This is a genomic window from Nocardioides sp., assembly GCF_004803405.1.
GTDB lineage: Bacteria > Actinomycetota > Actinomycetes > Propionibacteriales > Nocardioidaceae > Nocardioides > Nocardioides vastitatis.
Window position 1 is genome coordinate 1 of record NZ_SSXI01000074.1, and the last position, 10520, is coordinate 10520.

Annotated in this window: 13 protein-coding genes; 3 read left to right on the forward strand and 10 right to left on the reverse strand. The window is 72.5% G+C overall.

Features of this window, described 5'->3' with window-relative positions; translation table 11 throughout:
* Positions 1 to 203 precede the first annotated feature (203 nt).
* From E7Z54_RS05440 to E7Z54_RS05455, 4 genes are all read right to left on the reverse strand, one after another.
* The gene (locus E7Z54_RS05440) at positions 204 to 860 is read right to left on the reverse strand and encodes a Crp/Fnr family transcriptional regulator (RefSeq protein ID WP_136431993.1); all 657 of its coding nucleotides are present in this window, start codon (positions 858 to 860) and stop codon (positions 204 to 206) included.
* Positions 861 to 880: 20 nt separating this feature from the next.
* Positions 881 to 1786 carry an adenylate/guanylate cyclase domain-containing protein gene (locus E7Z54_RS05445; protein ID WP_136431994.1) on the reverse strand — a complete coding sequence of 302 codons (906 nt, stop codon included), beginning with the start codon at positions 1784 to 1786 and terminating at the stop codon, positions 881 to 883.
* 84 nt (positions 1787 to 1870) lie between these two features.
* Positions 1871 to 1939 (reverse strand): hypothetical protein, encoded by a 69-nt coding sequence (locus E7Z54_RS24345; protein WP_417621281.1) that lies wholly within the window; start codon positions 1937 to 1939, stop codon positions 1871 to 1873.
* Between the two features lie 309 nt (positions 1940 to 2248).
* Entirely contained in the window at positions 2249 to 3169 is a 921-nt protein-coding gene (locus E7Z54_RS05455) for an EamA family transporter (RefSeq protein ID WP_136431995.1), read from the reverse strand.
* Between the two features lie 39 nt (positions 3170 to 3208).
* Between E7Z54_RS05455 and E7Z54_RS05460 the strand changes: the two genes are divergently transcribed.
* Entirely contained in the window at positions 3209 to 3703 is a 495-nt protein-coding gene (locus E7Z54_RS05460) for a MarR family winged helix-turn-helix transcriptional regulator (RefSeq protein ID WP_136431996.1), read from the forward strand.
* Here E7Z54_RS05460 and E7Z54_RS05465 read toward each other — a convergent pair.
* Complete coding sequence (locus E7Z54_RS05465; RefSeq protein WP_136431997.1) at positions 3682 to 4470, reverse strand: putative protein N(5)-glutamine methyltransferase; 789 nt, start codon at positions 4468 to 4470, stop codon at positions 3682 to 3684. The two genes, E7Z54_RS05460 and E7Z54_RS05465, sit on opposite strands and share 22 nt — an antisense overlap.
* A 27-nt stretch (positions 4471 to 4497) precedes the next feature.
* Complete coding sequence (locus E7Z54_RS05470) at positions 4498 to 4737, reverse strand: PspC domain-containing protein (protein WP_136431998.1); 240 nt, start codon at positions 4735 to 4737, stop codon at positions 4498 to 4500.
* A gap of 143 nt (positions 4738 to 4880) precedes the next feature.
* Here E7Z54_RS05470 and E7Z54_RS05475 point away from each other — a divergent pair, with 143 nt between their 5' ends.
* Together E7Z54_RS05475 and E7Z54_RS05480 are read left to right on the forward strand one after the other, a co-directional pair.
* A complete protein-coding gene (locus tag E7Z54_RS05475) occupies positions 4881 to 5699 on the forward strand; it encodes a glycerophosphodiester phosphodiesterase (protein WP_136431999.1) in 819 nt (272 codons plus the stop codon).
* Between the two features lie 10 nt (positions 5700 to 5709).
* Positions 5710 to 6654: a DUF5926 family protein gene (locus tag E7Z54_RS05480; RefSeq protein ID WP_136432000.1), complete on the forward strand. Its 945-nt coding sequence runs from the start codon at positions 5710 to 5712 to the stop codon at positions 6652 to 6654.
* On the opposite strand, the gene E7Z54_RS05485 is transcribed toward E7Z54_RS05480, so the two are convergent.
* The 4 genes from E7Z54_RS05485 to E7Z54_RS05500 all read right to left on the reverse strand — a co-directional run bounded on the left by E7Z54_RS05485 (position 6651) and on the right by E7Z54_RS05500 (position 10333).
* Positions 6651 to 7715: an adenylate/guanylate cyclase domain-containing protein gene (locus E7Z54_RS05485; RefSeq protein WP_240769531.1), complete on the reverse strand. Its 1065-nt coding sequence runs from the start codon at positions 7713 to 7715 to the stop codon at positions 6651 to 6653. The two genes, E7Z54_RS05480 and E7Z54_RS05485, sit on opposite strands and share 4 nt — an antisense overlap.
* A gap of 18 nt (positions 7716 to 7733) precedes the next feature.
* Positions 7734 to 8108 carry a Crp/Fnr family transcriptional regulator gene (locus tag E7Z54_RS05490; RefSeq protein WP_136432001.1) on the reverse strand — a complete coding sequence of 125 codons (375 nt, stop codon included), beginning with the start codon at positions 8106 to 8108 and terminating at the stop codon, positions 7734 to 7736.
* Positions 8109 to 8231: 123 nt separating this feature from the next.
* The gene (locus tag E7Z54_RS05495; RefSeq protein WP_136432002.1) at positions 8232 to 9464 is read right to left on the reverse strand and encodes an arginine deiminase; all 1233 of its coding nucleotides are present in this window, start codon (positions 9462 to 9464) and stop codon (positions 8232 to 8234) included.
* A 38-nt stretch (positions 9465 to 9502) separates the two neighbouring features.
* A complete protein-coding gene (locus E7Z54_RS05500) occupies positions 9503 to 10333 on the reverse strand; it encodes a prephenate dehydratase (protein WP_136432003.1) in 831 nt (276 codons plus the stop codon).
* Positions 10334 to 10520: the final 187 nt, after the last annotated feature.

The following is a 10520-nucleotide window of genomic DNA, read 5'->3' on the forward strand; positions in this document are numbered from 1 at the left end:
CGCGGCCCCGGGAGCCGGACCCACTCCGGCGCAGCCGGTGGCAGCGCCCGTGGGTTTCGCCCAGCACCCGGGCCACCCCGACGGTCAGTACCCGTACGCCGGCCACGGGGGCCGTTGAGCTCCTCGCGCGCAGTGCCCGGTCGCCCCTCGGGGCCGACCGGGCACTGTCCGCGTCCGATCGGCGGGACGTGGCAGCACGCGGCTCACGTGCGGACCTTGGCCTGCAGCCGGCGCAGGTCGGTGATCTCGATCCGGCCGCGAGTGAGCCGGACGATGCCCTGTTCGGACAGTTTCTGCAGAGCGAGGTTGACCGTGGGCCGCGTGCCTCCGGTCATCGCGGCGAGCTGGCTCTGGGTGAGCGGGATCGACACGGTCCCCGCCCCGCTCCCGTAGGCCGCGGCGAGGCGGGTCAGGCAGAGCTGCAGGCGCCGGTCGAAGGTGAAGTACATGCCCTCGAGCAGCAACCGCGACAGCTCGTCGACCCGGTCCGCCAGCATCTCGGTGACGGCGGCCTGGAACTCCGGCTTGCGCCGGCACAGCATCCGGAAGGTCGAGCCCGGGACGGCGAGCGTGGTCGCCTCCTCGAGCGCGACGATGGTCGCCGTGCGGTGGCCGTCCGCGCGCACCAGCGCCAGCTCGCCGAAGGACCCACCGGGGCCGAGGACGTTGATCATCGCCTCGTCACCGCTGGGGAGCGCGACCTTCACCCCGAGCCTGCCCCGTTCGACGAGGTGGAAGGAGTCGGCAGGATCCCCGAGGTGGCACACGACCTCGTTGCGGGCGAAGCTGCGGCGCCGCCCGAGGGCCACGACCTCGTCGCGCTCGGCCTCGGTGAGTCCGCTGAGCAAGGCCCACTGCACGCATTCATTCAAGCAGGCAGTCACGGCTGCAGCGGCCAGCCGAACGTCAGCTGGGTGTCACCGACTCGGATCAGGTCGCCGCTCGTCAGCATCCTGGGAGCATCGAGTCGGAGCCCGTTGACGAGGGTGCCGTGGGTCGACTGCAGATCGGTGAGCACGAAGCCGTCGTTCGTCGCGGTGAGGACGCAGTGGTGGCGACTCACCGAGCTGTCAGCGAGGACCAGCTCGTTGTCCGGCGACCGACCGATCCGCAGCCCGTACGTGGTCACCGCCACCAGCCGGCCGTCCGGCAGCTGCAGGGTTCCGGGCGCGACCGAGACCTCGCTGCGGTAGGTCGCCGGCAGCTTCGCGGCGGCGGTGTCCGCCCGGGCCGACCGCAGCGGCGGGAACGCAGCGGGCAGGCCCGGTGCGGTGAGCTGGAACAGGTGCTCCGGTTCGACGAGGTCCTTGAGCCGGTGATGGCCGAGGTCCACGACCGAGATCCCGCTCCCCTCCGGTAGTCCGAGGTCGATCAGGGCGGCCGACGCGACCACCTGGCCGCCGTGTGCGGCCGAGGTGATCCGGGCGGCACGGTGCACCTCGTAGCCCACGTAGCTGTCGTCGTAGTTCGTGACCTGACCCAGGTGCAGTCCCATCCGGACCCGTACGACGACACCGTCTGGCCAGGCTGCGGTCGTCAGTGCCCGTTGTGCGGCGAGTGCGGCCGCGGCGGCTCGACGCCCGTCGGCGAACACCACGAAGAACCCGTCACCTGCCGTGTCGACCTCGTAGCCGTCGTGCAGCTGCCAGACAGCTCTGCTGAGCTCCCGGTGACGGCGGAGCACCGACGCCCAGCGGTCGCCCAGGCGCTGCGAGAGCTGGGTGGAGCCCTCCAGGTCCGTGAACAGCAGCGCCAGGGTGCCGGAAGGCGGAGCGGTGGTCGGCACACTCGCATTGAACCGGCCATCGCGGCGCTCGGCACTGCTTTCGCCGCGATCAGGACGACGTGCAAGGCATCGCCCGGTCCCGAGTCAACGGGCGCCGGCGCAGCGGATGCACGTCCTCGCTACCGGCCGGGCCTCGAGTCGGCCGGTGGCGATCGGCTCGCCGCAGCGCTCGCACGTCCCGTACGTGCCGGCGTCGAGCCGCTCCGCGGCGGCGTCGACCTCCGCCAGGTGGAGCCGCGCCTGGCGCACGAGGGAGCCGACCTGCGACCGCTCGAAGGCGATGGTCGCGCCCTCGGGATCGTGCTCGTCGTCGGCGTTGGTGTCGCGGGAGGCGGCCACCACCGAGTCGTAGTCGTCCGTCAGGCTCGCGAGGCGGCGCAGGGTCCGGTCACGCTCCGCCTCGAGCAGCTCGCGTGCGCCGTCCACGTCGTCCATGCTGACATCGCAACCGGGGAACGCACATCAGACGGCCGCCTCTTCCAGCGCTCGCTGCGACTCGCGCTCCTCCGCCGACGGCCCGCTCGGGCGGCGACGGACGGTCCCCAGCGCGATCCCGGCGATGACCAGGCCGGTGCCGACCACCTGGACCGCACCGAACGGCTCACCGGCCAGCGTGACCCCGATGACGGTTCCCGAGACCGGGTTCAGCAGGCCGACGAGGGCGACGGCGGTGGCGGGCAGCCGTCCGATGCCGGTGAACCACGCGGTGTAGGCGACGACCGTGCCCACGACGCCGATGTAGAGGTAGCCGGCCACGGCGGAGGTGTCGACCGCGGGAGGCGCGCCCTCGACGATGAGGGCGACGGGGAGGATCGCCAGTCCGCCCGCGACCAGCTGCCACGACGTGAACGTGAGCATGTCGACGGGAGGCTTCCAGCGCTTGACCAGCACCATGCCCAGGGAGAAGAGCAGCACCGCGGAGAGCGAGGCGGCGACGCCGACCGGATCCACGGTGAAGCCCGCGCGGAGCACGAGGAGGGCGACGCCCAGGACGCCGAGCACCGCGCCGACGATCGCGCCGGGGGTGGGACGCTCCCGGATCAGCAACCACGCGATCAGGGCGACCAGGAGCGGCGAGGTCGCGGTCAGGGTGGCGGCCAGCCCGCCCGGCAGGCGGTAGGCCGCGACGAAGATCAGCGCGAAGAACGCACCGACGTTGATCACCCCGAGGAGCGCGGCCCGCCACCACCAGTCGCCGTGCGGCAACTGTCGGCGCACCAGCAGCAGGGCCAGCCCGAACGGCAGCGCACGCACCAGGGCGGCGAAGAGCGGCCGGTCCGGCGGCAGGTGCGTGGCCGTGACGTAGTACGTCGAGCCCCACGAGATCGGGGCGATCGCGGTCACCGCCAGCAGGAGCAACCGCGCGCCAAGTTTATCTTCCACGGAAGTCAAACTATCTTCCTCGTCAGATATATTCCAGCCATGCCAGCGGACCACGTCGACCGGATCCTCGAGCAATGGGCTCAGGAGAGACCCGACCTCGACGTCTCGCCGGTAGGCGTGATCGGCCGGATGAGCCGCGTGAGCAACCGGCTGACCGACGAGCTGGTCGCGGTGTACGCGACGTTCGGGCTGGGGGAGGGCGAGTTCGACATCCTCGCCACCCTGCGCCGCTCCGGTGCGCCGTACGCGCTGTCCGCCGGGGAGCTCGCGGCCGCGACCATGGTCACCAGTGGCGCGATCTCCAAGCGGGTCGATCGATGTGAGCGCCGGGGCTGGGTCTCGCGGAGCGTCGACGACCGCGACGGGCGTGGGCGCCTGATCTCCCTCACTGCCGAGGGCCGCGCACTGATCGACGAGGCGTTCAGCGCGCACATGGCCAACGAGCACCGCCTGGTCGGCCTGCTGAGCGAACGCGATCGCACCCTGCTGGCGGCGGCGCTACGGCGCTGGGGTCACGAGCTCGGCATCGACTGACGGCCGCTCACGACCGTCGCGTCCCGCTCCGGGTCGTGGTGCACCTGCGCCGCCAGGCCGGCGGAGCGGAACGCCGCGACCGCGGTGCCCGCCTGCGCCGCGGACACCTCGGAGAACACCCATCCGCCCGGCCGGAGCCACGCCGGAGCCAGCGTCGCGACCCGTCGCAGCAGCACGAGCCCGTCAGGCCCGCCGTCGACGGTGTCCCGGGGCTCGTGGTCCCGCGACTCCGCGGGCATCAGCGCGATCACAGCGGAGGGCACGTACGGAACGTTCGCTGTGATCACGTCGACCTGGCCGCGCAGGCTCACCGGCAGTGGCGCGTCCAGGTCGCCCAGGTGGGCGACGCCGCCGACGTTCGCGAGGTTCCGCGCGGCGCAGGCCACCGCCAGCGGATCGCTGTCGACGGCGTGCAGTCGCAGGCCCGGCCGGCGGGTGGTGAGCGCCAGGCCCAGGGCGCCGCTCCCGCAGCACAGGTCGAGCGCCAGGCCGGGATCGCCGACCTCGGCGAGGGCGGTGGCCGCCAGCTCCACGAGGTACGACGTCCGCTGCCGTGGCACGAACACACCCGGGTCGACCGCGACCCGGAGCCCGTCGAACTCGGCCCAGCCCACGACGTACTCGAGCGGCTCTCCGGCGACCCGGCGGGCGACCATCGCCTCCAGCTGGTCGGACGAGGACGCGGCGGAGCAGAGCACGCGCGCCTCCTCCTCGGCGTACACGCAGCCGGCGGCGCGGAGCCGGATGACCAGGTCGGGATCAGCCACCGCGCCAGCCTAGGCGGGCACGGGGCCTCAGCCGCGCGGCATCAGCCACCATCCGGCGAGGTAGAGCAGCACGCCGGAGCCGGCACCGAACACGACGGCGGCGACGAGAGCCAGGCGGACGATGTTCGCGTCGACGCGGAGGTAGTCCGCGACGCCGCTGCACACGCCCGCGACGACCTTGTTGTCCTCGCGCCGGACGAGCCGGCGGGGCGCGGAGGGGGCACGAGGTGCCGGCTCGGGAGCGGGATAGGGCTGGTAGTCGGTCATGACCTCGACCCTGCCGCGAGCGGCCGGCCGGCACATCCGGGAACGACCCCGGTCGACCCCCGAACGGACCCTGAGGACGCACGTCTCACGAACGACCCGTGAACATCCCTGCCAACGCGCGCAGGCCCTGCGACAATCGACGTATGCGACCGCAGGTCGTCGCCCATCGCGGCGCCAGTCATGAGCTCGCGGAGCACACCCTCGCGGCGTATCTCACCGCCCTGGACTCCGGGGCCGGCGGCCTCGAGTGCGACGTCCGGCTGACCGCCGACGGACACCTGGTCTGCGTGCACGACCGGGACCTGCGTCGTACGGCGGCGACCAAGGGGCTCGTCTCCACGATGGACCTGGCGGAGCTCTCCGAGCTCGACTTCGCGTCGTGGAAGAACCCGTGGGCCGACCTCGACGACGAGGCTCCCGACATCGACGAGACGCACCACAGCGTGCTCACGCTGCGCAAGCTGCTGGAGACGGTGGCCGACTACGACCGCCGCGTGGAGCTGGCCATCGAGACCAAGCACCCGACCCGGTTCGGCGGACTGGTGGAGAAGCGGCTGGTCGAGATGCTGCGCGACTTCGGCTGGCATCACGCGGACGCGCCGGTGCGGGTGATGAGCTTCTCGTTCACCGCGCTGCAGCGCGTCGAACGGCTCGCGCCCGAGGTCCGGCTGGTGCAGCTCATCGACAAGCCGACCTACTGGCCCATGGTGCGCCGGGTGATCGGCAAGGACTGGGTCGTGGGTCCCGGCATCGGGATGCTGCGCGATCACCCGCGGGTCATCGAGTCGATCGCCCGCACCGGCCGCGACCTGCACGTCTGGACCGTCAACAAGGAGCGGGACCTCGATCTGTGCCTCGAAGCGGGGGTGAAGGCCGTGATCAGCGACCGTCCCCGGTTGATGATCGACCTGCTCGACAAGCGGTTCGGGGGCGAGGACACCCGCGAGGCGGCCGCGCAGTAGTTTGCGGGGCATGGCGAAGAAGAACCGGACCAGGTCGACGGCAGCTCCCGAGGCGGGACCGGGCGAGGTGGGTCCGCGCCAGCCCTGCCCCTGCGGCTCGGGCAAGCGCTACAAGGCCTGCCACGGCGCGCCCGGCGGCGGCCAGGTCTTCGTGAAGCGTCCCTTCGAGGGGCTGCCGGCGGAGTGCGACGTGGTCGCGATGCGCGAGCTGGTGCCGGCCGCGACCGCCGTCCTCCCGCTGAAGGGGGAGCACGGCGACCGCGTGGTCAGGCTCTGCACGCTGCTGCCCGCGGCGGCCCCCGCGCTGGTCCGCGACAGCGGTGAGATCTGGCTCGGCCTCCAGGTCCAGCACAACTACGGCGACCCGGCCCGCGACCTCGGCGCCGTGCTGCTCGCGGCGCTCGACGGCGATCCCGGTGCCGGCATGGTCGGCCTGACCCAGCCTCCCGGGCCCGGCCCGCGGCTGCAGGACCTGGTGGACCCCGACGCGGTCCTCGACGTCCAGGTGCACGAGGGCTTCGACTTCTGGGTCGCCGACATGGAGGAGAGCTCCGAGCTCGCCCAGGCGCTGGAGGCGGCCGAGGGTGCCGCGGCGCCGACGGCGCGCCTCACCGAGGTCAGTGCCGCCTACTGGACCCGGATGGGCGCCAAGGAGCACCTGCGCTGGGTGATGCCGGAGCCGGAGGACGTGCTCCTGGACGCACTCGCCCGGCTGCACGTCTCGGGCGACGACGTGATCCTGCCCGAGGCCCGCCTGGTCGGCATGTTCCGCGCGCACGGGCTTCTCGCCCCCGTGTGGGACCTCGCCGTCGGCACCGGTCCCGAGCCGCTCGAGGAGGCTGCCGGCACCTTCCGGGCCAAGCTGGACGACGCGCTCGCGAGCACCACCGACCTGACGACCGAGGAGCGCGCGGCCCGCAGCGGCCTGGCCAACCGTCAGGTCACGATCCGCTAGGCGGACCGAGGCTGCTGCAGGCACCACACGTGCAGCCGGGAGTACCCCTTCACCGAGACCCGCCGCAGGCGCCGGAGCCGGTACGACGCCGCCTCCGGCTCCGGGTCCGGCTCGTCGCCGGGGCCCGCTTCCGACAGCGCCTCGTGCATCCCTCGGTCGACCAGTACGGTGTTCGGCCGGGCGACCGAGGTGAGGCGGGCGGCGATGTTCACGACGGGGCCGAAGACGTCGCCCAGTCGGGTCACCACCTCGCCGTACGCCACTCCTGCCCGGACGGCAGGGAAGAGGTCGTCCTCGTCGGCCCCGCGTGCGGTCAGCTCGAGCGCGATCTCGGCCATCTGCGCCGGGTCGTCGGCGACCAGGAGCAGCTCGTCGCCGATGTTCTTGATGATCCGGGCTCCGCGGTCGACGGTGATCCCGAGGACCGCCGACTCGAAGGCCTCGAGCCAGGAGACCAGCTCGCGATCGGTGAGCGCCCGGGACTGGGAGGTGTAGCCGACGATGTCGACGAAGCAGACCGCCAGGGTGGAGGCCGACCCGGACTCCCGCTCGGCGATCAGCCGTGATCCGGCGCTGAGCAGGTGGCGCCGCCAGGCGTAGGTCTGGAGGGCCTCGACGCGTGGCAGCACCTCGTCGGCGATCGCGAGCAGGCCGTCGGTGGGGTCGGCGCCGCTCTCGGCGGCGATGTCGCCGAGCAGGGCGACCTCCCACTCCGCGAGCCGGGCGAAGCTGCGGCCCCAGGTGCGGACCAGGCCGTCCTGCCGGTCCTGGCTCAGCACGCCCATCCCGATCAGGTCGCTGGTGAGCCTCAGGGCGTGTACGTCGGCGTCGGTGAACGCGACCTCACCCGGCGCGGTGTGCGCGAAGCCCAGGAGGTGCCACAGGTGACGGGCCACGTCGAGGGTGATCCCGGCCTGCTCGGCGACCTCCTCCTGGGTCAGGTGAGGTCGGGCGCCGAGCAGCTTCTGCTCGAGCGCCTCGAGCGCGCCCGGGTGCGGCGCGACGGGAGGCAGCGACGGAGCGGCCGACCCGTCGTCCGTCGGGTCGACCGGCTCGCTCACCCCGCGGTCACCCCGCGGTCAGCCCTGGCCGCCGAGGCGCGCCTGGGCGACCTCGACGAGCGCGTCGTGGAAGGCGGGCCACTCCGCGTCGAGCTCGCGCAGCGTCTCGTCGGTCAGGTGGATGGTGTCGAGCGGCGTCATCGCGACGACGCTGGCCGTGCGGAGCGAGTGTCCGACGATCGCGGCCTCGCCGACGATGTCGCCGGGGCCGAGCTGGGCGATCTCCTGGCCGTCCTTCCGGACCGACACGGTGCCGTCGAGGATGATGTAGGCCTTGTCCGCCGGGGTGTCCTCCCAGATCGGCGACCAGCCCTGGGGCAGCTTCACGCGCCGCCCGGTCGCGCTGATCCTGGCGATCTCCTGCGGCGTGAAGTGCTCGAAGAACGTTGCCATGCTGAACCTCTCTGTCCTGACGGGCGGCCGCCTGGTTGCCCATCCCCCGTCGACCTTAGTGGTCCTGCGAACCGGCCGGGAAGGCTGTGGCCGGTCCTCACCTCGTGTCCCGGGGAGCCCGGGTCACCCCAGCGGCTCCCGGATGACCGGGCAGCTCATGCAGCGCGGCCCGCCGCGGCCGGACCCCAGCTCCGAGCCGGCGATCCGGATCACCTCGATGCCGGCTTCCTCGAGCCGCGCGTTGGTGCCGTCGTTGCGCTCGTAGGCGACCGCCAGCCGGGGGGCGAGCGCCAGGGTGTTGTTGCCGTCGTCCCACTGCTCGCGCTCCGCGGTGACCGGGTCGAGGCCGGTGTCGATCCGGTGCAGCGTATCGATCTGCATGGCCTTCGCCGCGGCCACGAGGAAGGGCTCCGGAGGCGCGACGACGAGGTCCTCGGAGCCTGGATCGCGCCGGGTCACCGCGTAGGCGACCAGGGTATCGGCGATGTTGGGGTACATCACCACCTTGTCGACGTCGACCATCGTGCAGACGGTGTCCAGGTGCATGGTGGCCCGCTCCTGGGCGATCGGCACGGCGAGCACGGTGGTCGCGAGCCCGGCCGCGAAGGCCTGCCGCGCGAGCCGCTCGGCGCCGGCCGGCGTGGTGCGCTCACCGACCCCGACCGCGATCACCCCGGGGCCCAGGAGCAGGACGTCGCCACCCTCGACGTGCTCGAGCTGATGGCCGTGCATGCGCGCGATCCCCGCGAACCGCGGGTGGAAGTGGTAGACGAGCTCGGTCAGCTGGCTCTCCCGTCGGCGCGCCGGCATCGCCAGCGAGGTGATCGCGACCCGGTCGCGCAGCCAGACCGAGGAGTCGCGGGTGAAGAGCAGGTTGGGCAGGGGGTCGACGAGGAAGGCGTCGTCCGGCAGGAGCGTCGTCACCAGCGTGCCCCGGTTGAGCCCCGAGCGGACCTCGTCGTTGCGCACCCCCGCCGTCAGCAGCTGGGTCAGCCCCTCGGGGGTGGCGTCCTCGAACATCGACCGCAGGTAGGTCCGGAGCGTGTCGCCGAGGTCGAACCCGCTCGGGCCGGTGAGGGTGGTCTCCACGACCGCCTCACGCGCCCCCGCCACCTCGAGCGCCTCGGTCACCAGGTCGGTCAGGTAGAGGACCTCGACATCTCGCTCGCGCAGCGCGGCGGCGAACGCGTCGTGCTCGTCCTGGGCGCGGGAGACCCACGGGATGCCGTCGAACAGCAGCCGGTCGTTGTTGCGGGGGGTCAGCCGCCTGAGCTCGTTGCCCGGGCGGTGCAGGAGCACCGACCGGAGCCGACCCACCTCACTGTCGGCGCCGGGCGTCGTCGCGTTGGCCACCATGTCCGCACTCTAGGCGGCCGGGTCGTGCCGAGCCGCGATCAGCCCCGGAACGGGTCGGCGGGATAGACGCCGAGGATCTTCACGTCGGTGGTGAAGAACTCCAGCTCCTCCAGCGCCCGCTTGAGCCCCGGGTCGTCGGGGTGCCCGTCCACCTCGGCGAGGAACTGGGTCGCGGTGAACTCGCCGCCGACCATGTAGCTCTCGAGCTTGGTCATGTTGATGTTGTTGGTCGCGAACCCGCCGAGGGCCTTGTAGAGGGCGGCCGGCAGGTTGCGGACGTTGAACACGAAGCTGGTCACCACCGGGCCACCGCCCTGCGGGGCCGCGACGAAGTCCGGCGAGAGCACCACGAAGCGCGTCGTGTTGTGCTCCTCGTCCTCGACGTCCTCCCGGAGGATGTCGAGTCCGTAGATCTCGGCGGCCAGCGGCGGCGCGATCGCCGCCTGGCGCTGGTCGGCGGCCTCGGCGACCTCCCGAGCGGCGCCGGCGGTGTCACCGGAGATGATCGGCTTGAGCCCGAGCTCGCGGATCACCTTGCGGCACTGGCCGAGCGCGTGCACGTGACTGTGCACGGTCTCGATGGTGTCGAGGGTCGCTCCCGGCACCGCCATCAGGGTGAACTGGATGCGCAGGAAGTGCTCCGCCACGATGTGCAGCCCCGAGTCGGGCAGGAAGTGGTGGATGTCGGCCACCCGGCCCGCGATCGAGTTGTCGATCGGGATCATCGCGAGGTCGCAGTCGCCGCTGGCCACTGCGGCGAAGACGTCCTCGAACGAGGCGCACGGAACCGCCTCGGCGTCGGGGTAGTTCTGCTTGCACACGAGGTTGGAGTTGGCGCCGGGTTCCCCCTGGTACGCGATGCGGGCCATGCCTGACAGGGTAGTGCTCGGGGTTCGACTAGGTTCGGCCCATGGCCGTCGCTCTCTCGCTCCTCGCCCTGGCCGTCGCCGCCGCAGCCCTCGTGGTGGCCCTGCGCAACGGTGTCGCGCGGTCCCGCAAGACCGACGGGGACCTCCCCGCCGACGCCGCCGGGCTGCGCCGCGAGGTGGCGGCGCT

Coding starts and splice junctions, on each gene's coding strand:
- E7Z54_RS05480 (WP_136432000.1), top strand. CDS start 5,710: ATGGCGAAGAAGAACCGGACCAGGTCGACGGCAGCTCCCGAGGCGGGA.
- E7Z54_RS05500 (WP_136432003.1), bottom strand. CDS start 10,333: ATGGCCCGCATCGCGTACCAGGGGGAACCCGGCGCCAACTCCAACCTC.
- E7Z54_RS05495 (WP_136432002.1), bottom strand. CDS start 9,464: ATGGTGGCCAACGCGACGACGCCCGGCGCCGACAGTGAGGTGGGTCGG.
- E7Z54_RS05475 (WP_136431999.1), top strand. CDS start 4,881: ATGCGACCGCAGGTCGTCGCCCATCGCGGCGCCAGTCATGAGCTCGCG.
- E7Z54_RS05460 (WP_136431996.1), top strand. CDS start 3,209: ATGCCAGCGGACCACGTCGACCGGATCCTCGAGCAATGGGCTCAGGAG.
- E7Z54_RS05490 (WP_136432001.1), bottom strand. CDS start 8,108: ATGGCAACGTTCTTCGAGCACTTCACGCCGCAGGAGATCGCCAGGATC.
- E7Z54_RS05470 (WP_136431998.1), bottom strand. CDS start 4,737: ATGACCGACTACCAGCCCTATCCCGCTCCCGAGCCGGCACCTCGTGCC.